A 22551-nucleotide genomic window follows, 5' to 3' on the forward strand; every position below is an offset into this window, starting at 1 on the left:
TCATTCTCCCTCTCCCCCGTGCCTCAGGCGCACGACGAAGTCCCGGATGACGACGGGTGCGGGCGCCCTTCCGGACAGGACTTCCACCAGATCAGGGCGCATTACGACGGCACAGCCAATCGTCCGCGGCGTGGCGAGGTGGTAGGAACTCCTCTCGTACTCGGTACGCCAGCAGATGAGCCGGAGGGCCGGCCCGCGCTCGTCCTCCAGGATCAAGGGGGCTCCGGGCCACAGGCACAGCGCGACAGGGAGCCACCGGCCCGGTGTCAGCACAAGGTCGGGCAGTCCCAAACCGTGCGCAGCATCCCCGGCGGCGGCCATATCGCGGTCGACACCGAGCAGCGGGAAGCCGTCCTGTGGAAATCCCCGAGGAAGCTCCCCCGGTCCCTCGGCCCATTCCACCAGATCACCCCCCGAGAACGGCGGGGCATCCGGGTTCCCATGGCCCCCGCGTGCCGATACTTCCGGACCGGAGAACCTCAGGCTGACCGAATCGGTCGTCCGTCTGCGCGACGACAGGAACCTGCTTCTCTCCACGGAGGCGAGGACGTACCAGTCGGTGAGCGGCCGGCCTGTCAGAACGTCCGCTTCCGTCAAGGACCGTACGGAGACGGCCTCCGCAGAGGCGCCAGCCAATGAATCGACCGGATCGTCCTGAGCGGGCGAAGCGGGCGGGAACAGAAGGCCGGGGCGCGGCCAGCGCGCCGCTTCGAAGGCCAGCGAAACGACCGGGCTATCCGTGAGTGCGGTGGCCAGGCGGTCCTCCCAGGCACGTGGATCAACCACTCCCAGACCGGCCGCGAGCCGGTGGGCTCGACTGCCCGCCGCCGTTCGCTGGATCGCTTCTTCGACCGCTTCCTCAGTGGCGATGTAGGCGTCCGGCGGCCGTTGTTCGTCGACGCTCCGGTAGGCGCGGAGCTGAGTCCTGGTCCTGCCCTTCGTACGCTCACTGCTGAGCCTGCGATCGGCATCGGCCAGGACCGCCCTTACCAGCCCCGGCTGCAGCTGCTCGGCTTCGTTCAGTCGTACGCCGGCCAGTTCTCCCACGAGCCCTTCCAACATCCCCTCCTCCCGGCCGCCTTCCCGCCCGGAACTCGTCCACAGGCTGTTCGGGGGCCTCAACACGTAAGAATCCGAAGGCCCCATGGGGACGTTCTCCTCATCGACGAGCAGTCGGCGGGCAAGAGCCCGGACGGTGAGAAGCGGTCCTGCGGCCAGTGCCACAAGGGCGTGCCGGCAGTGCTCCGCAACGAACCGGCCGGCCGGTCCCTGCTCTTCGATCAGACACAGCAGCCACGTCAGGGTCGCCGGATCGGTGGCGTGCTCCAGCGCCAGAGCCATGGCAGGGGCCGCTGTCGCCGGGCGCAGTGAAAGGAGAGTCCGTGCGGCAATCATCGACCGCCGCTTCGCCTCACGTCCCGCGTCGGCCATCCCCGCCAGTGCCGCAGTCGCGAAGGCGCAGTCCAGATTCCCCAGTACGGCCGCACCGCTGTCCTGGCCAGGGGCGTGGTAGGGGTGAACGGGGTCGTCGCTGTCGTGGACCCGGGGTGCCCTGCTCTCGATGACCGCCGCCGCTTCGTCCCACAAGGCAAACCCGAGATCGAGGGAATGCTGATCGGGCAGGCTGATGGCCTGGTATACGAAGGCGAGGATCAGCGCCGGTGTGACGCCGTGGGTGCCGTACCGGCCGGTACTCACGATGGCTTCCGCCTCTTCGGCCACGATGCGCAAGGTGAGGGCCTGATCGATCCGCCCGGCTCGGCTCAGGGCGTCCAGGGATGTCTCCCCGCCGAAGTTCAGCCACCCGCCCTGCCCGCGAGTCCGCACCCAGGTCAGCGCGTACGCTTCGGCGGCCAAACCGTCCTGGCCGTGCCGTTCGAGTCCCTCCGCGAGCTGACGCAGGAGAAGAGGGCCGTCGCGGAAGTCGAACGGTCCGGAGATGGCCCGCAAGACTTGTGCGGCCTCATCGGCACGTCCTGCGGCAGCGAGAGCGAGCAGCCGATAACCAACGAGGTTCGTCATATGGTCGAGGGCCTGCTGCGGAGTGCCTGCTCCGTAGGGCCGCAAGCGCCAGTCCCTCAGTGCCCGGATCAGACCGACAGGACCAGGGAGTACGGGTGGCAGGACCATACCAGCCAGCAGGTCACCGGCCGAGGGTGGCTGCGCCGGCCTCGGCGAGCCGCTCCACCGCCCGGATTCTCCTGCGACCGGTGGTTCGGGAAGGGGCTCGATACTCGGGGCACCAGCGCGCTCGGCCACGGTGTTGAGCGCCGCGACCCGTCGCTCGTCCGACACGTTGGTCTCGTCACCGTTGGAGGAGTCATAGTGCGCCTGCCGCTCGTCCGCCCGGCTCAGGGACCAGCGCAGCAGTTGCGATACATCGTCCGGCATCGCGGGGCCGAACGTCCGGACGAGTCGGTCCAGTACCTCCGCGTCCCCTTCCAGGAGTGGACTGTCCAGCGTGAGGCGAAGCGCCGTCGTTACGACCGGATCCGCATCGTCCTTCCACCTGGCCCAGAGGTCTTCCCGCGCGCCGTGAAGGAGGTCGTTGGGGCCATTGCAGTCTCCGAGGAGCCCGGTGGCGGCGAGCCGGGCGAGCGCCACCGGATCCGCTCCGGCCAGTGTCCTCCACCACTCGGGTCGTGCGGCGCGGGTCTCCTTTCCATCGGTGTGGAGGGTCAGGCGTCCGCACAGCGGCTGGAGCTGCGCCACTCGCGCCCTGCCTCGGGCCGGGTCGGCGGCCACGAGAGCGGGCAGTGGGTCCAGGACTTCGTAGACGGTGATGTCCTTGTGCCAGCCATAGGCCACCAGGAAGCGGCATGCCTCCAGCCAGCGTGCCTCCGCCCCGGCGTAGTCATTTGCGGCGAGGGCGAGGCGCGCGTGGGTAAGAAGGTATGCGGCCAGGTCGCTGTAGTAGCGTCCGCCGGCATGCTGCTCGAACTCGCCCCGGATGGCTTCGTCCACACTGGCCCGCCGTGTGGGCGTCGCGTGTTCGACGGCGACCGAGAGCAGTACATCGGTAGGCAGCGGACCTCCCAGCTCACCGCGCAAGGTCGTGCTGATCTTCTGGCTGACGTGGGTGAGCGCCTCCCACGCCTGCGGCCAGTCGTCGTCGGACACGAGTACGACCGCCCGGCGCACCGTCCCCTCGACGAGTGGGTGAATCGCATAGAGGTCGCACGCACGAGGATTGCCGACGAAGGGCCGGAGATCTTCGGTCAGAAGCCCGAGAGCTTTCACCGCCAGGCCGGACCGCCGGCCCGCACTGGTGGATTCGGCGCGGACGAGGGCGATCGCAAACCGCAGCCAACAGGGGTACCAGCCGGGCCCCTGAACGAGCGCCTCCGCCGCATCGAGTCCCAGGGGGTCGGCCTCTGCCACGACTGCCAGCGCGTCAAGCCAGTGGGCGACGGCCTCGGGCCTCCACCGAACGCGTTCCTCCTGCACGGCGCGGGTGAGGGAGAGCAGCACGTCACGCCGGTGTGGACAAGCCTCCACCTCCGGGTCGCCTGCAAGATCGGCCGCAACGACCCCCAGCGCCAGCAGCCGGTGCAAAGTTCCCGGCAGATGCCCCATGCCGACGGCCTTACGGGCCCAGTCGACTGCGCTGCCCGGTTGTCCGGTCAGCGCACCGGCGGCGATCTGCTCCGCGAGCGAGAGGCACACCGGGCCGCCCGCGGCGAGACGCGATAGCAGATCGGTGACGGCATCCAGTCCTACAGTGTCCAGCAGGGCCTTCACCGCGGCGTCGACTGTGGCCTGATCACCCTGCTCATCGAGCCACTGGGCGATGCGGTCCGGCGACACTGGTGCACCGAATCCGTCCTGCTTCCCTGTCCCCCGGGATGCTGCGGAAAGGCGCAGCCGGCCGCGCAGCCGGGCCAGGTTGACGGCCAGGTCTGATTCCGCCCCGTACGAGGTGTTGTCGGATTCGGCCTCATTCTCGAATGCCGTCATGTACTCGTGCCAAGCCGCCACGGCACCTGCCGCGTCGAGAACCGCGCACATCTGCAGGCCCGCCCGGGCCGGCATCACGGTCCGGCCGTCGTGCAGGAGCCGGTCCGCCATGGTCTGGGCGCCGAGCAACGCGATCGGCACGTCGGCGAAGTCCACCAGCACCGAGTCGAAGCGCTCGTACTCGTACGTCTCAGCAGCCCGGGCGAGCTCGACGCAGCGCACGACAAGCGGCCAGTTTCCCGATCTGGCCGCGCAGCGCAGCCCGGTGGCGAGGTTGTCCCTGATCGCCGACGCTGGGAACGCGGCTGCGACGGCGCGGGCGACGAAGTCCCGTCCGATATGACCGAGTACCTCTGTGTCGCGCCCCGCCTCGGCAAGAATCCGCAGGAGCCGCCGGAAAGCCCTCGGATCATCGAAGAGCCCCTTCTCGGACAGCCATGTGGCGATCAGCACCAGCGTCGCCTCAAGGGCATCGGGGTGGTCCTCGTACCCCATGCGCAGGTAACGGGCGAACGACTCGTGGTACACACGGAGTTCGCCCTGAGCGGTCCGCTCGGATAGCACCGGGGCCAAGACCTTCAGTGCACCGTCGATCCGGTGCCGCCGGTCCGGGATAATTTGTCCGAGTTCCTCTCGGGTGACCGACATACCGAGCAGGGCGATGATGTCCGCGACGACATCGGCTTCGGCGCCGAGGGTGTCGTAGAGGTGGGCGTAGTAGTCCTCCAGTGACTCGCGGTATGGGGGAAGAGCTCGCACGGTTGCCGCAGCTGCCGTGACCGTCTCCGGGCGGAGGGCGACCTCACGACACAGGTATGTCGTGTACAGGGCGTTCCCGCCCGAGCGTTCCTGCAGCGCGTCGAGGAAGTCCGTGATGTCCCGACCGTCGGTGAGCAGTGCGTCGGTGGCGCCGCTTCCCGTCGACGGGACGAGGCCGAGCCGCTCGGCCATGCCACGGAGTTCTTCCGGTGCGAGCGGCGGTACGGCGACGGTGGCCGCCCCTGCCCGCACGAGGGGGGCAAGATGAGTCCCAGGCTGACTGAGGACGATGAGCACGCTGCCGGGCGGGAGCAGAAGTGAGCTGAATACTTCAGCAAGGGCCAGGGACGGATCCGCTCTTCTGGTCCTCCCCCCATGTACGCGGGTGACGTGATCCAGCCCATCCACGACAAGCGCCACTCTTCGGGCGGGATCCTTGCGCAGGGCAGTCGCCACTGCGTTCGTCAGAGCCTCCTCGTCGGCAGCGAAGCGCGGGCGCTGGTCGTGGACGAGGCCCGGATCCGCCTCAGCCAACCGGCCAAGCAGACTTCCGAAGACCGATTCGGTCATCACCCGGGTCAGTTGTTCACCGTCGGCGTCACCCAAATAGCAATAATGTTCGGCGACCAGCCATCCGTCGTGAGCGAGCCGTTCGACCAGTTGCTGGCACGCCCAGGATTTCCCCTGCCCCGGCGGGCCGGTCACCAACAGAACACCCCCGACAGCCGCGGCGGCCCCGGCAGACTCCACCAGGGGACCAACCGCACCAGGCCGCGCCACTTCCAGGGTCCGGTCCACAGGATGCGCACGTGTGACAGCACCGAAGTCCTGGCGTAGCTGGGCCCGACGCAGCAGCTCCTGGGACGTGACCTCGATACCTCGCTGACGGGCGGCTCGGACCGTGCGGATCAGCGCCTCGGCCACGTCCACTGCCGAGCGGCCTTCGTTGGGGTGGACCCCCGCACCGAGTTCGCTGCGCACGCGGTGGAGGAGAAGCTGCTCGGCCGGGCCCGGGTGTTGGAGGTCCATCGTCATCGGTGGCGCTGAGAGCTCCACCACCAGGTGTTCGCAAAGCCACTCCAGGTCCTCCCTGGCTACGGCTGTGTCGCCTTCGGTCAGGAACCCGAATACATTCCCCGCCTTGCGCCTTCCCTGCGCCGGCAGCTCAATCCCCTGCCACAGGGCCTCGGCGTCGAACCGTAGGAGTGTGGTGTTCACACCCGCCAGAAACGACGCGTCGGACGCCCGTGCAGGCACCATAACCTTGCTCAGGACGGCATCGTCCGGTGGTGCATCCCGCATCACGATGCGCAGCCGAATCGTACGGGCGGAGGCCCCCGGCCCGTCGCGGTCGGCGACGGCTGCCGCCACAAGGCGGTCCAGCCTCAGTCCACGACCGTCCACTGTGAACGTGGTGTAGGGGAGGGGGTGATCGTCGTTGTCCGAATACTTGAACTGGGTCCGCTCACGGCATCCATCGGCTCCAATGACCGTGAGGTCGTCGAATCGGTCGTCCTCCACCAGTTTCTCGTCGACGTGCACAGCGGCGATCCCGCCCAGCGGCAGATCCACCACTCGACACGCCTCTAGCAGATCCTGGTACTCGTAGCCGCGATGCGCGGCAGTCAGATCACCCATGGCGGGAGCATTGTCTCCGATCGGGCACCTACAGGAAGGAGAAGGGACAAGGGTAAAAAGAGGACCTCCACAGGCGCGACAGCAGGTCAGGACCCCGCCGAAGCCTGGGCGTGTGCTGGCCGTTCTTCACCAACTGCGAGGGATCACTTCCGCGTAGATCCCGGCCGTGACGCACACCGCCGTGCGATGTCGGCGAGAACCCCAATGGGACCTCTCCGGTCATTCCCGCTTCACACAGGAACGGCCCCCTCAACGCGGCTCCGACCGAAGCAGCGCGCCTTGGGGCCGTATAGGGGCTCCTGCCCTTCAAGTGCGGGAAGACGTCGGTTATTCGGCGACGTCAACGCCGTAGCCGCGAGCCAGCTCGGCCAGGCCGTGGTCGTAGCCCTGCCCGACGGCGCGTAGCCGCCAGCCCTCTCCCCGGCGGTAGACCTCGGCGAGAATCATGGTGCGCTCAGTAGTGGCGGCGTCCAGGGTGGCCCGGGCGGTCGGAGCCGCGGCGATCCCGCAGGTGGCGGTAATTTCGATGGCCCCGACATCCGAGAAGGTCGACGAACCGTCGATCGCGGCGGCGATCACGACCCTGTGGATCTCCAGGGGCAGACACTCCAGGTCGGCGGTGACGGCCTGTTCCGTCGGACCATCCATGGCAAGCCCCAGGGTGCCGTTCGGATGCTCAGGGGCTCCATAGAAAATGAAGTCCCCGTCTCCTGCTACCTATTCCCGAGCGCCGACCGCGAAAGCGACAGCGTCCATGTCACAGACGGTCTGCTGACGCCACGTCGCGGCCACCGCCCAGGCCGTGCCGGTGTCGAACAGGTCGATGACGGCGCCTGGGACCAATACCACTGCCGTGTCCAGCTGGTTACCGGCCCCGCTCCTTCCCGACACAGGCGTGGGTGCGAGGAGCAGCCAGTCGGCGTCGTGCACACTGAGGCCGGGCGTGGCGGTGCGACTCATACGGCGGTCCGCTTCACCGCCGGGCAGCACGACGACGCCGGACACGCTGGCGGAGAGGCTGACCGCCGCAGAGGCGCCAAGGGTGACAGCACGCGCACGTGCCTCGGCGGCCTCTTCATGGATACCGCCCAGGGCCAGAACCCTGCTCCCGGTCAGCGACTGGTCCACCGTAGCAGCGGATGTGGTCGGTGCAGCAGTCCGCTATGCCGGTATACTCGGCGTCGGCGCAGGCAGTACAGTGGGCGCGCCCGCGGGCGCCTCGACCGCGCGATGCTGCCGTGCAGCGCCCTTGGCCTGGCCGACTGCACACCGCTCAATAGCCGCAGATACGCAGGCTCATCCACGAGCGGAGCGCCCTCGTTCGCGGCGCGCTTCAGCTTGGCAGATCCGGCAACGGGGTCGCCGGTGACGACGACGCTGGTCTGGCCACTGACCGACGTCAGCGTGTTCAGCCCGGCCGCCACCGACCGGGCGACCAGTTCCTCACGGGAGACCGGGGTGTCCCCGGTCATGGCGACCTTCATGCCCTGCGTCAAGGCCCGCCCGGCGCGAAACGGCCCGGATTCCGGTACACGCAGGGCGCCTTGGGGACATACGGCTTGTAGTCCTGGTGGGGCGGGTGATCCAGGAGCGGCAGGGCCAAACCCTCATCCTGCGCGTCGTGGGCCCTCTCCTGGCGCACCCGTAGTGCTCGGCGAGAGTGCCGAGTTTGAGATCGAGCGTCGCGGGCCCGACCAGGCGATTGAGGGCCAGCGTGCCGAAGACGGAGACACCCGGGCCCAGGGCCGCTTGCGCCAGCGCTTGCGACAGATGCTCGAAGCCCCCGGGGCTTAGCGCGCTGAAGTTGTGATCCACTCCACCATGATGACGCTGCCGGCGTCACAGCGGACTTCAACGACAACTTCGTCCCCACCGGGCGCTGCACCCTCCGGTTACGGCACGGCCAGGACCTCCACCGCGTCACATCCCGGCGAGTCCGAGTTGGCGAGCCATGGCCGTGCCATCCGATTAGTTCCTGGGCCTTCGCGCGGCACGCGCGACGGGCCGCTTGCCAGGAAGCAGCATCCGCACAGAGCCTCGCGCACCCTCGGAGCCCCGTCGTTACTTGCCGCCCTGACAGGGCCTGACCAGCCCAAGATGTTGCCTGACTCTCCATCAGGAAAAGCGATAAATGAGCGTTACGAGCGTCAAGACATCGCCCGTAACGCCCACACGGCACATAATGCGCACACACAAAGCCGCAGGTCAGGGCCCCTTAGCCACCGGCTCCAGAATCGCCACGCACTCCACATGATGAGTAACCGGAAACACGTAGAGACAACGCCGACGCCCCTAACCGGAAAACTGGCGCCGATTGGGCTCACCGCGGCTCGCCCCTGCCGCCGAGCAGAGCAGAGTATCAACCAAAGGCCGGTTACCAGAACCGGTGATTCCTCGGACTATTGGTAGTCCACCGCGCCCCCGCTTACCCACCGCCCGGAAGCAACCAAACCCGAAAGGCACTGCCGACAGGAATGCCCAGCCAGACCGGCGAAACACACCACGGCCCGTTCAGCCCCGAGCACATCCGCGCCGCCTGGAGTGGAACCGCAAGCGTCGAGGACGCTGCCCCGGCGTTCGGCTTGTCGAGCTCGAAGAGCTACGATTTTGTTCGCCGCGGGGAATTCCCCTGCCCCGTGCTGCCGATGGGCCGCACCGCCCGCGTCGTCACCGCCTCGGCCCTCCGGGCACTCGAGAGCGGCGAGCCAGAGCACAACGGAGCCTCCAGCGCAAGCCCCAACCCGTCTTGACCAATTGCACGAAGACGCCCCGCCGGAGCAAGCCAGCGGGGCGTCTTCGCATCAGGTCCCCGTCTACACAGAATCCCCGTCGGAGCACGGCGGCAGAAGTGTCCCAGGTGTCACGGGGGTGCCACCAATCCCGTAGCCACTCTCGCACCGCAAGTCCCAACCTGGACATACCCGCTCACCCTGGACCACGTGGACGCCCCTGGACGGCTTCTACGACATGTGCCATGTGGGACCGGTGCCCCTGTCAGCACCGAGCAAGATCCGGGACAGGGGCGGTCCAACACGGGGTGCTGCCTAGCATTTCCAGCCATCTCTGCAGCTCAGAAGCGGTGGACGCCGTTTACCACCAGCAGACGAAGAATCTGCTGGTCTTCGCGGATGCGGCGCCCGTCCGACTGAGCCTGCACTCCGTGACCGACCAACGGGCGGCCCCCCCCGAGAGTCCTATAACCGGGCGGTCATCTGCGCTTCTTCGAACATGTCCGAGCCGGTACATCGAACACACGCCGCGGCCAACGCACTGAGGAGGCCACCTTCCGGCTGGCGCTGCACAGCGGCTGCCGCGCTGCGGCGACACCCGCTCCGCATCACCGAATCCGGACCCACCATCACACAACTGGCGTGAAGCGCCCGGCAGCCGCGTAGCCTCCCTGGCCGCCCAACCACATCCTCGGCGCTGCCGAACGCGCTCGAAAGAGGGCCCGCGATGACCACGAAACTGCTGTCGCGTCCGCCCCCCCACGTGACTTCACCGCCTCCCTCGTCTCCGTAGCCCTACCGCGACGCCTGCACACGCACCTCCCGGCCATGACTCGGGCGGCCGCTCGGCTCGAAGAACCAGCGTGCCGCCCCCACCGCGGCGCAGCCGAAGTGTGGGGCAGCCCCAAGCTCTTACCGAACGCCACTGGCTCGGAGCGAACAAGAACAGGAAGGCGATCAACGAGTGGCTGCTGGGGATAATGACGTACGCAAGGAAGCGTTCACAGTAGGGGGAGCGATGACGCTGCCTGAGATGGAATTGTCCCGGCTCCGGCCGCTCGGGGCCGAGGGACAGCGGTCCGGCTTCGAGCAGTTCGTCTGCGAGCTCGCAGCGGAGGGCTGTCCTGCCGATGGGGCCCGCTTCGTAAGTCTGCACGGCGTCGGCGGGGACGGTGGGGTCGAGTGCTTCTGGGTTCTGCCGGACGGCACGGAGCACGGCTGGCAGGCCAAGTTCTGGGTGTCCGGAGACGCCGTCGACAAGCAGCAGCTCGACAAATCAGTGTCAGCCGCGCTCGATGTCCACCCGAAGCTCACGAAGTACACCATCGCCATTCCGGTCGACCCCACCGGCCCCACCGTCAGACGAGGAACCTCGCAGTCCCGCCTCGGCACCAAGCCTCCTCGCCGTGAGAAGAAATCGCTGCACGAGAAAGTGTACGACACCGGGGGCTGGCTCGATACCTGGAAGCAGATGGCCGCCGACCGGGATATGTCGGTGATTTTCGAGGTCGAGTGGGCTACGCACCTGATCACCCGGTTCAAGAGGATCGACACCACCGGTGTGCGGTCCCGGTTCTGGTTCGAGGTCGAAACTCTCGCCGCGCAATGGTGGGAAGACCGCTTGAAGGAAGCCATCGCAGCAGCGCGTCCCCGGTACGTGCCGGAGCTGAACGTGAGTATCCCGACGACCCGGCATGCCCTGGCAGCCCTGTGCGCCGACGAAGAATGGTCCCAACAGACCTCCGCCGACATCTCCCGCTTGCGGAAGCTCAGCCGCAGGCTTGAAAGCGCCGCTTCCGGCAGAAGGAAAGAAAAGGAAGGCGCGGGGACTGGTTCGCCCACAGAACGCGCGCTCGGCGCAGAGTTGGTTGACGCGCTGGTGCAATGGCAAGAAAGCCCGTCCGAATCGACCGCAGCTGCGCTGGAAGCGTCGCTTGCCTCACTCCAGGCAGTGGCTTCTCAGGCAGCGACGGCCGAGGAGGCGCGGTTGGACACCGCGCACCCATCCGGCTGGGACACTCCCTCATGGCGGCAGCGGAACGCCGAGTACATGGGCTCGTTTCCCGCTGCCACCGTGGGCGCACTGCGCGAACTGAACACTTTTCTGGCTGAACTGACCGATCGGGTGACGGGCCCGACAGGACGCCTCCGAACAGCACGCGCCATCGTGGTGACCAGCCCCGCCGGCATGGGCAAGACGTTCGTCACGCTGGACTACGTCGCTCAGCGGCTGCGCGCCGGACGTCCGAGCGTACTTCTCCACGGGCGTCATTTTCGGGACGAGCCCATCCTCGAGCAATTGCGGGCGCTCTTCAGCCTGCCCACAGACCTCAGCGGCCATGATGTACTGGCCCTTCTGGACCAGGCAGGCCGCAGCGCCGGCTGCCGTGGTCGACGCGCTCAACGAGTCACGGCCGCGGACCATCTGGCGTGACGAACTCGACACGCTGATCACCAAGGTCAACCGCTTTGAGCATCTGCGCGTCGTACTCACCTTCCGTTCGCACTACCGTGCCCAAGTGCTACCGGACGAGTTGGTCCTTCCGGAGATCGTGCACCGTGGCTTCCACGGCGTGGAGTATGACGCGCTTCGGGAGTACGCCGACTTATACCGCCTGGAGCCGCCGGCCTCGCCTCCCGTTCAGTCGGAGTTCAGCAGTCCGCTCTTCCTGCGCCTGTTGTGCGAAGCTTTCAAAGAGCAGGGACGCCTTTCACTGGAAGACGCCACCATCGGCCTCGACGAACTCGCGGACCTCCTGCTGGACCAGGTCAATCGCCGCATCAGTAACGAGCTGAACGCCCCCGTCACCGACCAGGTGGTGCATCAGGCGATGCACGCCATCGCCGAACGGCTGGGCAGCGGAACACAACCCTGGATGAACCGCGCGAGCGCGCACGTACTTCTGCAGGACATCTGGCCCGGGCGTACCACCGACAGGTCCCTCCTCGAAGCTCTGCTGGGAGAAGGACTGCTCGCCGAAGACGTCGACCCGGCCGCCACCGGGCCGAAACGCAACGTCGTCGCGATGGCCTTCGAACGGCTCGGGCAGCATCTCGTGGTTGCCGCCGCGATGTCTGACCTCCAAGACCGTGAACACATACGCCAAGCACTCGCCACGGGCCCGCTGCGCCAATTGGTGGGGCTGGACACCGAACCCGACCCGGGGCTGTTGGAAGCACTCTCCGTGGTCTTGGGACAGCGCGGGATGGAACTCACCGAATTCCGTGACCAAGTCGGCGAGCGTCAGGCCGTCGCAGCGATCGTGGCCGGCCTTCCATGGCGTTCGCAGTCGACTATCACCAGGGTCACGATCGGTTGTGTCGACTCCGCCCTCCGCAGACCGGAAACTTTCCACGAAGCCATGGACACGCTGTTCCGGCTGGCGCCCCGCTCTGGTCACCCTCTCAACGCCGACTATCTCGACACGTTGCTGTCCGCCCGTTCGATGGCAGCAGTCGATGCCTTCCTCGCTCCGTGGCTGCACGCTACGAAGGAGGGCGGCGGAGCCGCGCACCGGCTGATCACATGGGCCCGGGACCGGGATATCAGCCGTATCGGAGTAAATACTTGCCGACTGTGGGCCGTGGCGATCCTGTGGTGCACCGGCTGCCCCGACCGACGCGTCCGCGACGACGCCACCCTCGGGGCCGCACGGTTGCTGATCACTTGTCCGGAGCTGGTACCCGAGTTGCTCGAACAGTTCCTCAACGTCGTCGACGACTGGATCACTGAGCGAGCCTGCTATGCCGCCTACACCGCGTTGCTGCGCTCCGGCTCGGCCGACCAGTGGAAGGCTGCCGCACAGGCCGTATGGAACGTGCTGTTCGCCGATGAGCCACCACTGAACGCGGCCCTACACGATGAGGGCCGGCGTATCGTCGAAGCCGCAGCCGAACGTGGCGCGCTCCCTGTCTGCGTGGGCCTGACCCGCGTGCGGCCTCCCTACCCGAGCACCTGGCCCATCGCCTGGCCGGCGCCGGACGATGTAGCGAAATTTCGGGAGTCCCGTGACTACCCCAAGCTCCACTTCAGTTGTACGGCCGACGACTTCTCGACCTACATCGTCGAGTCGACGCTGCGGGACCGGCCTGGCATCGTCCACGAGGATGTGGCGCGTCGCGTTCTCGTGGACGCCGTGGAGCTCGGGTATTTGCCCGACCTACACGCTCCCTTCGACCAGCACGTCCTGCAGACCTACGGCAGCGGCCGCAGCAAGCCGAGTTGGATCGAACGCATCGGCAAAAAGTACCAGTGGATCGCTTTCGCCCGACTGCTCGGCCAGATCAATGATCACGTCTCCCCCGCGCGCGATCGCTGGTCTCCCCCGGAGCCCGCCACGCCCGGTCCCCAATCGACCCGCCTGCGCCAGATGGACCCCACCGTCTGCGACGCCCAACCCGATGCCGCTGGCCCGCCTCAGCCCCACGTACCGCAGTACAACTGGGTCGACTTCGACCAGGCGTCCTCACCCGAAGCCTGGATCGCCGACGACACCACACTCCCTGACCCGCCGGTCGAGTTCACCGGGAGCACCGGGCCGCAGGTGATTTTGGCCGGCAACTACGACTGGCGGCGAGAGAACGAGCAGGACGCAGACAATCCCACCGTGTGGGCCCACTTGGTCTCCCTTTTCGTCAAGAAGTCCGACCTGGATGCCCTCCTGACGGAGTTGGCGGCCAAAGACCTGGCCGATGAAATCAGCCGTGTGGGCGGAACAAGCTACAGAGACGGCTTCGTGGGCGAATACCCCTTCGGAGAACACTACGCAGCCGAAGCGCACATTCACGCATACGAGTACGGAGAGCCCTTCAGCGTCCCCACGATCGCGACCACGGTCGACCTCCTCGGCGAATACGAGTACTCCCCCATCGACCGCGTCTCCCTGATCGCCCCCTCGCCGATCCTCTTCGGTCCGGCGCCCGGCAACCTGAGCTGGGACGACAAGGCCACCTGGCGTGACATCCACGGCCATCCGATCGCCGCCGTACGCCATGTATTCGGCGCAGGACAGAACGAACTCACCATCGACCGGGCCTGGCTGGACCAATGGCTGAAAGAGCACGAAATGGCCATTGTCTGGATCGACCTCATCGGCAAGGATCTCATGCGCAGCAACAGCTTCCACAACAGCCACCCCGGCCGCCTGATGCGCTCCCGGGCACGCCACCGCACTCAAGACGGGCAGATCGCCGCCCTGCAGCCCTTCTACAATCGCACTCCCTCATGGCATCGCGACGATTCGTAGGCAGTTACGTACCGAAGATCGTCACCCCTGACGAATCTCGGCAGTGCCCCTCCTTCGTGCAGAACCCGCGACATAGCAGTTCCGCTGCGGAACCTGCGCCCGCTTGCCGACGTGTGAAGGTTGGCAAGCGGGTGCAAGAAACTCGTAAGCGGCCGGCAGTCGCTTCCTTCGGATGGAGACGGAGGGAGTCGTTCCCCTCTCGCCAGCCGCTTTCGGCCTCACGGACATCCCCGGCCCTCAGAGTGTGCCCTCTCACGGCAGGCACGGAGCGTAACCATTGCAGACCTGACGCGCCGTCAGGAAAGTCAGCATCAGTACGACCGAAGACGGCCAGAGGTGATCGGACTTGCACATCCGCCCCGACCCGTCACACCCTCTGCGACCTGCAAAAATGCTGGCCACAGGGGGTGTGTCCGACATCACCCCCGCCTGAGTCGGACGATCCCCCGCGTCGCCCGACTCAGGCAGGTCGGCCGGAGTCCTGGCCGCGTCGGGGCGGACATCCGGAGACCTGCTGAGTATATTGGCTCTCAGCCAGTCAACGCAGGAGTTAACAGCATGTCCCCCCGCAGCCCCTCGGTCAATGAAGAGTTGCGGCGGCGTTCCCGGGAGCGCTTGTTGCAGGCGACCGTCGAGCTGGTGGACGAGCGCGGGTACGAGGCGACGACGCTCGGGGACATCGCCTGCCGTGCCGGGTCGGCGCGTGGGCTGATTTCGTACTACTTCCCCGGGAAACGGCAGTTGCTCCAGTCGGCCGTGCACCGGCTGATGCACCACTCGTTGCAGGCGGCGCTGGAGCGTGAGCCGGTGCCGGAGGGCGAGGACGCGGGCCGGGAGCGGCTGGCGCGGGCCATCGACGCGATCCTGGGGCTGGCGCGGGAACGCCCGTTGCTGATGCGTACGCACATGGCCGGGATTCTGACGGCGGAAGGTTTCATCCAGTGTCCCGAGCAGCAGCGGCTGGCGTTCTTGCTGCGGGACACGGTGGAGCGGTACGGCACCGAGGACGCCGACACGGACTACCGGCTGTTGCGGGCGTTGCTGATGGGGTCGGTGGTGGCGGTGTTGCTGCCGGGGGCACCGATGCCGGCCGCGCGGCTGCGGGCCGAACTGTTCCAGCGGTACGGGCTGGACTGGGAGCTGGGCACCCCGCCCGGTGAGGGGCCGGAGCCACCGCTGGAAGGCCCGCCTCCGTTGCAGGACCCGCCGCCGGTACCGGGGCCGAAGGGCGCCGCCACGGAGGGGTAGGGCTCCGGAGCGCGTACGGCGGGGAATGCCGGGGCCAAGACCGGAGCGCGTACGGAGGGGTGGGGCCCAGGGCTCCGTACGGAGGGGCAGGGCATCGGGGCGCGTACGGACGGATGGGGCGCCGGAGTTCGTGCCGAGCGGGAATCGCTCGGGTGGGTGAAGCGCGATGCGCGCGCGAGCTTCACCCTCGTCGGCCTGTTGGCCACTTCGCGGGGCAACACCGGCAAGGCACCTCCCGCACGCGCCCCACCGGTGCGATTCTGGAAGTACTCCGCGGGAAGGGGCCTTCCGTGCTTCGTGTCGCAGTGATCGGTTCGGGACCCAGTGGCGTCTACACCGCTCAGGCGCTGGTCGGGCAGGATGCCGTGCCGGATGTCGAGGTGTATGTGCTCGACCGGCTGCCGTGCCCGTACGGGCTGGTCCGCTATGGGGTCGCGCCCGACCACGAGAAGATCAAGTCGCTGCAGGGCAACCTCCGTACGGTGCTGGAGCACCCGCGGGTGCACTTCGTCGGCAATGTCGACGTGGGGGCCGACGGCCTCGGCCCGCGCGAGCTGCGGCGCATGTTCCACGCGGTGGTGTACTGCGTGGGGGCCGCCACCGACCGCCACCTGGGCATCCCTGGTGAGGACCTGCCCGGCAGCCACTCCGCCACCGCCTTCGTCTCCTGGTACAGCGCGCACCCGGACGCGGTGGACCGCCACCTGCCGCTGGCCGCGCGGTCGGCGGTGGTGATCGGCGTCGGCAATGTCGCGGTGGACGTGGCGCGGATTCTCGCCCGCGGGGCCGACGAGCTGACGGGCACGGACGTGCCGCAGGCGGCACTCGGCGCGCTCGCGGAGAGCCGGGTGGAGGACGTGTGGATGGTGGGGCGGCGGGGGCCGTCGCAGGCCAAGTTCACCACCAAGGAACTGCGCGAGCTGGGCGCGCTTCCGGGCGCCGACGTGGTCGTACAGCCCGAGGAGCTGGCACTCGACCCGGCGTACGGCGATCCCTCGGGGCTGCCCGCGGTCAACCGGCGCAACGTGGAGGTGCTGCGCGGCTGGGCCGGGGGGACGGGCGGAACGGGCGGAACGGGCGGAGAGCCGGGAGAGCGCGGAGGGCGGCGGCGCCGGATCCGGCTGCGGTTCTTCCTCCGGCCGGTCGAGGTGGTCGGTGACGCGGAGACGGGGGTGCGGGGGGTGCGGTTCGAGCGGACGGTTCCGGACGGGCTGGGCGGGGTCACGGGGACCGGGCGGTACGAGGAGATCGCGGCGCAGCTCGTCCTGCGCTCGGTCGGGTACAAGGGCACGCCGCAGCCGGGCCTGCCGTTCGACCCGGCGACCGGGACGGTGCCGCACGTGGAGGGGCGGGTGCTGCGGGCGGGGGTGCCCTGCCCCGGCGAGTACGTGGCGGGGTGGATCAAACGGGGGCCGACCGGGGTGATCGGCACGAACCGGCCGTGCGCGAAGCAGACCGCCGCCGCACTGCTGGCGGACGCGGACGTGTTGGCGCGCGAGCCGCTGCCGGACGATCCGGTGGCCGCGCTGCGGCGGGCCGGACAGCGGCCGGTCCCCTGGCAGGGCTGGCTGGGTATCGAGGCGGCGGAGGCGGCGCTCGGCCGGGGGCTGGGACGGACCACCGTGAAGATCGCGGACTGGCCGGAGCTGCTGGCCGCGGCCGGCGACGGGGCCGGGGGCGGAAGCGGCGGCGGGGCCCGCTGAGCGGTGGGGCGCCGGGCCCGGGCGTCGTTATGCGCCGAGGCGTTCGTCCTGGCGTTCCGCCGCTTCCAGGACCCGTTCGATCAGGCCGGGGAACAGCGCGTCCAGGTCCGCGCGGCGCAGCACGTTCATCTTGGCGGTGCCGCGGTAGATCTGGCTGATGACACCGTGCTCGCGCAGGACGCGGTAGTGGTGCGTACAGGTGGACTTGCTGACCGGCAGCTCGATGACCGTGCAGGACAGTTCACCCTGGGCGGCCGCCAGGCGGCGTACGATCCGCAGCCGGATCGGGTCGGCGAGCGCGTGCAGTACGTCTTCGAGACGGATCGCCGAACGGTCCGGGTGGTCCAGGACGCGGGCACCGGGCCGGTCGGCTGATGTCGTCGTGGTGGTCGTCATGGCGGCTCCTGGAAGTCGGCTCCGGGCGGTCGGTCTCAGCCGGGAATCATCATTGTACGAGGGACGTCGTATTTTGACATCCTCGCCGGATTGGAGCCGGGTGCCCGGGCCACGACGGGCCGCCTCCGCCGGAGCCGGCGGGCTGACGTGCCGTCAGTCGCCGGGAAGCCGACATGCCCTCGGCCCGGCGGGGCACCCGTGGCGAAAGAGTGAACCGGCCGCGACCGGCGGGCCGTGGGGTCCGCGACGGGGACGAGTGAGGTACCTGTGAGGTACGCGTGAGGCGCAAGTGACGTACGCATGGAGTATCGACTGATCACGATCGCTGGACCGCGACCCGGTCGCCGGTTCGTGTCGGAGGCGCGATGAAGAACAGGACCGGCCGGTGACCGGCGCGTGGTGGCCCCTTCCGCGCGGGGAACGGGGGCTGCCGGGCCGGGGACGGCGCGCTTCCCGCCCGGCGCCCGGCCTGTCGGCACGCGCCGGCCGCGCCCTCCTGGCGCAGTGGCACCGCGTCGCCGGACCGACCTGGGCCGCGCTGCGCCGTCGCCGCCTGGCCGCGGTCCCCGTGACGGCGGCCTCCGCGGTCCTCGTGGTCACCTTCCACGCCCTCGCGCTGACGGACGCCGGCGAGCGGCTGGTCTGGTCGCTCGCCGGGGTGCGGGCCGACGTCCCGGTCCCCTTGGTGTTGCTGCGGCTGCCGCTGTCGCTGTTCGCGCCGGCCCCGGGGCTCCCCTGGTGGGGCGCGCTCGCCCAGGTGGTCGTGATCTTCGGGGTGGCCGAGTGCGTCCTCGGGACCCTGCGCACGGCGACCGTGTCCCTGACCGTCACGGCCGCGGCGACGTTCTTCGCGCGTTTCCTGCTCTCCCTCGGCCCGGGCCACCCGCTGGCGGTCTCCCCGGCCGAGGCCGCGCTGGCCGACACCGGCCCGTCCGCGGCCGTGGTGGGGCTGCTGATCTGCACCGGCTGGGCCTGCCGGGCCTCCGTGCTGATCGTGGGTACGGTGCTGACCTTCTCGCTGGAGTGCGCGCTGACCTCCACCCTCTCCAGCCGCGCCCACCTGGGCGGCATCGCGGCCGCGCTGGTGTGCGCCGCGGTGGCCTGCCGGGCTCCGGCCCGGGCCGCTCCCCTGCCCCCCGCGTCCGCCGTCACCGGCCGCGACGCGACGGGCTGACCCGGGCCACCGGGAGCCGGGGACCCCCGGGCCCGGACAGGCCCGTACGGATAGACTCGAACGTGTGAGCGAACTGCCCCCCGACCTGCCGCGCCTCCGCACCCTGGAGACATGGCTGCGCCTACAGCTCGCCGCCGTCCGGTCCCGTATCCAGCACCTCGAACAGGCGGAGCGCGACCGCCCCGCCCCGATCCGGCCGCCGCGGCCCGACTGGCTGCTGGAGACCGAACGCCTCGGGGGCCGCGACGGGCGCCCCGTCCGGGTCCACGTCGGCGGCTGCGGCCAGGCCCGTGGCCGGGCCATCAGCCGTGCGCAGGCGGCCGACGCCCTGGGGCAGGGCGTGGAGGCGTGTTTCGGCTGCCGTCCGGACACCGAGCTGGGGATTCTCGGCTGAAGGAGCGCCTCACGGACCCGGGCGGGCCCGGAGCGTGGCGATCAGCGGCACGGCCGGCTGGATGAGGATGCCGATCCGGTGAGGCACCTGGGCCGGCATGTCGTCCAGGTGGAAGCGCTGCGCCAGGGTGGCCAGCAGCAGCGCCGCCTCCACCTGTGCGAACCGGGCGCCGATACAGCCGCGCGGGCCGCCGCCGAACGGGAACCAGGCGTGGTCGGGGATGACGTCCGGGGCGTCGGCGTCCCAGCGTTCGGGGCGGAACGCCGTCGGGTCGGGGAACCAGCGCGGGTCGCGGTGGGTCGTCCACTGGCTGCACCACACCGCCGTACCGGCGGGCACGCTCCTGCCGCCCAGGACGGCCCCCGTCCGCGCCACGGCGGGGATCACCCAGGCCGGCGGGTAGATCCGCAGGGCCTCCTTGACGATCTGCCGGGTCCAGGCGAGCTGTTCGTAGTCGTCGACGGTGGGCGGCCGGCCGCCCAGGACGCGGTCCAGTTCGTCGTCCAGCCGCGCCCGCGCCGCCGGCGACCGCGACAGCAGGTGCCAGATCCACGTCAGCGCGGTGGAGGTCGTTTCGTGGCCGGCCGTCCAGAGCGTCACCGCCTCGTCGCGGACCTCCCTGGCGGACAGCGGCCGCCCGTCCTCGTCGGCGGCTTCGAGGAGCCGGGCCAGCAGGTCGTCGCCGTCCGCCCTCCTTCCGTTCCGCCGTGCGCCGATCAGCCGGTGCACCTCGGCGTCGATGGTGGCGACGGCGGCCAGCAGGCGCCGCCGGGAAGGCGTCCGCACCCAGTCCGGCAGGAAGAGGCCGATGCCGCGCAGCTCGGCGGCCATCACCTGCTCGGCCACCGCCATCGCCGCGCCGAGCGCCCGGGTCCGGTCCCCGAGGTCGTTGCCGAACAGCGTACGGAGCACGATGCGCTGGGTGAGCAGCATCATCTCCCGGTGCACGTCGACGCGTTGACCCTCGCGCCAGCGGCCGGCCGCCGCGAGGGCGCAGTCGACCATGGTCCGGGCGTGGTGGCGCACCTGGCGCGGGCGGACGGCCGGCTGGACGAGGCCGCGCTTGCGGCGCCAGTCGGCACCCGAGCTGCGGACGACGCTCTTGCCGGTGATCCGCTGGAAGGCCCAGCCGACCTCCAGGACGTCATAGGCGTGCTCCCTGGCCCCGAGGAACTCGGCGATGTGCCGGGGGTGGGAGAGGAACAGGCTGCGCCACGGCCCGAGGGACCACGTCACGGCGTCGCCGTACTCGTCCCGCAGCCGGGCCATGAAGGCGAGGGGGTCCCTGCCGAAGGCGGGCAGGTTCCCGAGCCACGGCAGGCCACGGGGGCCGGGGACGGGACGGAGCGGGACGGTCTGCACGGGTACGGCTCCTCCAGGCGTGGTGCGGCGATGGGCCCCGGCGGCTGCCCGGCGGCGGAGCCGGGCGGGGCTTCAGCGGCGGAGGTCCCAGATCGCGGCCTGCTGCCGCTTCACCTCTTCGACGCGGTCCGCCGGGAGGAAATTGCGGAAGAGGCCGGATTCCTCCTCCGCGACCTTCACGAAGAGTTCGACGATTTCCTCGGGGTCCTGCTGGCTCTCCCCGGTCATCGCGCGGTAATCGTCGGCGAGCCGGACCTCGACGCCGAGATCCGTGGTGAAGTGCTCGGCGCTGAAGGATTTCTCCCGGTCGAACCAGACGCGCAGCGCGTCGCCCATCCGGTCGTTGAAGCCCGTCCGGTACGGTCCCGGGTTGATGGTGCACACCTGGACGCCCAGCGGCTTGAGTTCGTCGTGCATCGCCTGGGCGATCGACTCGATGGCGTACTTGGACGCACAGTACGGGCCGAGATACGGATTGGTCGTCAGGCCCGCGATGGACGACAGCCAGACGATACGGCCGCTGCCGCGTTCCACCATCTGCCGGGCGAACCCCTGCGCCAGCGCGAGATGGCCGAACACATTCACCTCGAAGACCTGCCGGAACAGTTCCAGGGGAATTTCGGACAGCGGACCCATTTCCCCGACGGCGGCATTGTTGAACAGCACGTCCACGTCCCAGGTGTGCGCCTGGCGGCGGTGCAGCGCGTTGGTGACGTCCAGGTTCTCCACCTGGAGTTCGACACCTTGCCGGTCCGCCTCCTCGATCAGCGCGGTCATCTGCGGGCGGTTCTCGGCCGCCGCGATGACGTGGTGCCCGCGTCCGGCGAGACGCAGGGCGGCGTCTCGGCCGAAGCCGGAGCCGGCGCCGGTGATGAGAACGCGTTGGCCGCCTGCCATGGGGGCTCCTTTCCGCGGGTGGCGACCGGCTTGCGCGGCAGCAAACTCACCCGTTCGACGACATGCGCAGACAGTAGCGGAATGACTACCCTTTGTGCATGAACCGAGGGGGCTGCCGGGTCCACCGGTCCGTGGTGCGGACCGGTGTCCTGGTGCTGATCGCCGTGCTGATCGCCCTGTGCGGTTCGGCGTCGGCGGCCCTCGAACGAGGCGCCGGGCCTTCCGAGGCCGCCGCCATGTCGGTCGAGCCGGTGTCCGACGACAGCCTCCCCCAGGCCGCCGCGTCCCGGACGTCCCGGGGCGGACGTACCGACCGCTCCCCCACGTCCCGGGCCCGCACGCCGTCCCTGCCGTGCCAGGCCGGGCGCCTCGCCCGGCTCCTCACCCGCTGGGCCGAGCTGCGCCCGGGCGTACGCGACGCCGCGGGCGACCGCGCGCGCCACACCGTCCTGCGCTGCTGACCGGGACCGCGCTCCCGCGTCTGCGGGGCGCTCCCGCACCAGGCAGCAGCGATCACAGGAGAGGTGTGTCATGCCCGTCGATCCCCAACGCGCGCTGGAAGGCTATCTGCGCGCCCTGAGCTACGCCCCGTACGAAACCGAGCCGAAGCCCGGGACACACCCGGGACACCGGACCGGTCCGAAGCGCGAGCACGGGCCCGAGAGCGAGTCCGGACCGAACCGCGAGTTCGGACCGGACCACGGCTCCGGCCCCGGCCACGGACCGGCTGCGGACCATCACCCCGGCTCGGACCTCAGCCCTGGCCACGACCACAGTGCTGGCCCGGACCACGACTCCGGTCCGAAGCGCGAATCTTCCCGGCACCACACGCCCGCCCCGTCCAAGGTTCCCCGCCCCGTTTCCGCCCCCGCGGCGGAGCCGGCGGGGGCTGCCGGCAGCGGGTCGGGCCTGCTGGGGCGGTTGCGGCTGCTGTCCCTGCGCCGCGGCCCGGCGACCGCCGAGGAGACACGCCGGGCCTGAGCCGCGGCTGCGCTTCCGGACCGGGCCGACCGCCCCTCGCGCCGGGTCTCCCCCGGCGCGAGGGCCC

The 22551-nt window shown here is 69.5% G+C and carries 14 protein-coding genes and 1 pseudogene; 8 read left to right on the forward strand and 7 right to left on the reverse strand.

What is annotated here, in order from left to right; translation table 11 throughout:
- The 4 genes and pseudogenes from ACH4EB_RS16445 to ACH4EB_RS16460 all read right to left on the reverse strand — a co-directional run bounded on the left by ACH4EB_RS16445 (position 1) and on the right by ACH4EB_RS16460 (position 7838).
- Positions 1 to 6354, reverse strand: a complete 6354-nt coding sequence (locus ACH4EB_RS16445; protein WP_398348177.1) for an AAA family ATPase — start codon at positions 6352 to 6354, stop codon at positions 1 to 3.
- A 327-nt stretch (positions 6355 to 6681) separates the two neighbouring features.
- Positions 6682 to 7056 (reverse strand): annotated as a pseudogene (locus ACH4EB_RS16450) (TerD family protein); the annotation flags it as partial.
- A 15-nt stretch (positions 7057 to 7071) separates the two neighbouring features.
- Complete coding sequence (locus ACH4EB_RS16455) at positions 7072 to 7482, reverse strand: hypothetical protein (RefSeq protein WP_398348178.1); 411 nt, start codon at positions 7480 to 7482, stop codon at positions 7072 to 7074.
- Positions 7467 to 7838: a hypothetical protein gene (locus ACH4EB_RS16460; protein ID WP_398348179.1), complete on the reverse strand. Its 372-nt coding sequence runs from the start codon at positions 7836 to 7838 to the stop codon at positions 7467 to 7469. The genes ACH4EB_RS16455 and ACH4EB_RS16460 overlap by 16 nt, the downstream gene beginning before the upstream one ends.
- 2263 nt (positions 7839 to 10101) lie before the next feature.
- On the opposite strand from ACH4EB_RS16460, the gene ACH4EB_RS16465 reads away from it, so the two are divergent.
- From ACH4EB_RS16465 to ACH4EB_RS16480, 4 genes are all read left to right on the forward strand, one after another.
- Positions 10102 to 11517 (forward strand): hypothetical protein, encoded by a 1416-nt coding sequence (locus tag ACH4EB_RS16465; protein ID WP_398348180.1) that lies wholly within the window; start codon positions 10102 to 10104, stop codon positions 11515 to 11517.
- Positions 11423 to 14329, forward strand: coding sequence for a hypothetical protein (locus tag ACH4EB_RS16470; protein WP_398348181.1), 2907 nt, complete (start codon positions 11423 to 11425; stop codon positions 14327 to 14329). Before ACH4EB_RS16465 ends, ACH4EB_RS16470 begins: the two co-directional genes overlap by 95 nt.
- A 558-nt stretch (positions 14330 to 14887) precedes the next feature.
- Positions 14888 to 15577, forward strand: coding sequence for a TetR/AcrR family transcriptional regulator (locus tag ACH4EB_RS16475; RefSeq protein WP_398348182.1), 690 nt, complete (start codon positions 14888 to 14890; stop codon positions 15575 to 15577).
- 290 nt (positions 15578 to 15867) lie between these two features.
- A complete protein-coding gene (locus ACH4EB_RS16480) occupies positions 15868 to 17280 on the forward strand; it encodes an FAD-dependent oxidoreductase (RefSeq protein WP_398348183.1) in 1413 nt (470 codons plus the stop codon).
- A gap of 27 nt (positions 17281 to 17307) precedes the next feature.
- On the opposite strand, the gene ACH4EB_RS16485 is transcribed toward ACH4EB_RS16480, so the two are convergent.
- Positions 17308 to 17676, reverse strand: a complete 369-nt coding sequence (locus ACH4EB_RS16485) for an ArsR/SmtB family transcription factor (protein ID WP_398348185.1) — start codon at positions 17674 to 17676, stop codon at positions 17308 to 17310.
- 385 nt (positions 17677 to 18061) lie between these two features.
- On the opposite strand from ACH4EB_RS16485, the gene ACH4EB_RS16490 reads away from it, so the two are divergent.
- Both ACH4EB_RS16490 and ACH4EB_RS16495 read left to right on the forward strand, forming a co-directional pair.
- Entirely contained in the window at positions 18062 to 18850 is a 789-nt protein-coding gene (locus ACH4EB_RS16490) for a hypothetical protein (protein ID WP_398348186.1), read from the forward strand.
- Positions 18851 to 18914: 64 nt separating this feature from the next.
- Positions 18915 to 19244, forward strand: a complete 330-nt coding sequence (locus tag ACH4EB_RS16495; protein ID WP_398348187.1) for a DUF6233 domain-containing protein — start codon at positions 18915 to 18917, stop codon at positions 19242 to 19244.
- A 9-nt stretch (positions 19245 to 19253) separates the two neighbouring features.
- On the opposite strand, the gene ACH4EB_RS16500 is transcribed toward ACH4EB_RS16495, so the two are convergent.
- The gene (locus ACH4EB_RS16500; protein ID WP_398348188.1) at positions 19254 to 20606 is read right to left on the reverse strand and encodes a cytochrome P450; all 1353 of its coding nucleotides are present in this window, start codon (positions 20604 to 20606) and stop codon (positions 19254 to 19256) included.
- 72 nt (positions 20607 to 20678) lie between these two features.
- Positions 20679 to 21503, reverse strand: coding sequence for an SDR family oxidoreductase (locus ACH4EB_RS16505; RefSeq protein WP_398348189.1), 825 nt, complete (start codon positions 21501 to 21503; stop codon positions 20679 to 20681).
- Between the two features lie 98 nt (positions 21504 to 21601).
- Here ACH4EB_RS16505 and ACH4EB_RS16510 point away from each other — a divergent pair, with 98 nt between their 5' ends.
- A complete protein-coding gene (locus tag ACH4EB_RS16510) occupies positions 21602 to 21964 on the forward strand; it encodes a hypothetical protein (RefSeq protein ID WP_398348190.1) in 363 nt (120 codons plus the stop codon).
- A 70-nt stretch (positions 21965 to 22034) separates the two neighbouring features.
- Positions 22035 to 22484 carry a hypothetical protein gene (locus tag ACH4EB_RS16515; protein ID WP_398348191.1) on the forward strand — a complete coding sequence of 150 codons (450 nt, stop codon included), beginning with the start codon at positions 22035 to 22037 and terminating at the stop codon, positions 22482 to 22484.
- The last annotated feature ends 67 nt before the right edge of the window (positions 22485 to 22551 follow it).

This window comes from Streptomyces sp. NPDC018045 (assembly GCF_044327445.1).
Taxonomy (GTDB): Bacteria; Actinomycetota; Actinomycetes; order Streptomycetales; family Streptomycetaceae; genus Streptomyces.

Bases quoted from the DNA above. Each gene is read 5' to 3' on its own strand.
- ACH4EB_RS16445 (WP_398348177.1), bottom strand. From the start codon at position 6,354: ATGGGTGATCTGACTGCCGCGCATCGCGGCTACGAGTACCAGGATCTG.
- ACH4EB_RS16460 (WP_398348179.1), bottom strand. From the start codon at position 7,838: ATGAAGGTCGCCATGACCGGGGACACCCCGGTCTCCCGTGAGGAACTG.
- ACH4EB_RS16465 (WP_398348180.1), top strand. From the start codon at position 10,102: ATGACGCTGCCTGAGATGGAATTGTCCCGGCTCCGGCCGCTCGGGGCC.
- ACH4EB_RS16470 (WP_398348181.1), top strand. From the start codon at position 11,423: ATGATGTACTGGCCCTTCTGGACCAGGCAGGCCGCAGCGCCGGCTGCC.
- ACH4EB_RS16475 (WP_398348182.1), top strand. From the start codon at position 14,888: ATGTCCCCCCGCAGCCCCTCGGTCAATGAAGAGTTGCGGCGGCGTTCC.
- ACH4EB_RS16485 (WP_398348185.1), bottom strand. From the start codon at position 17,676: ATGACGACCACCACGACGACATCAGCCGACCGGCCCGGTGCCCGCGTC.
- ACH4EB_RS16505 (WP_398348189.1), bottom strand. From the start codon at position 21,503: ATGGCAGGCGGCCAACGCGTTCTCATCACCGGCGCCGGCTCCGGCTTC.
- ACH4EB_RS16510 (WP_398348190.1), top strand. From the start codon at position 21,602: ATGAACCGAGGGGGCTGCCGGGTCCACCGGTCCGTGGTGCGGACCGGT.
- ACH4EB_RS16515 (WP_398348191.1), top strand. From the start codon at position 22,035: ATGCCCGTCGATCCCCAACGCGCGCTGGAAGGCTATCTGCGCGCCCTG.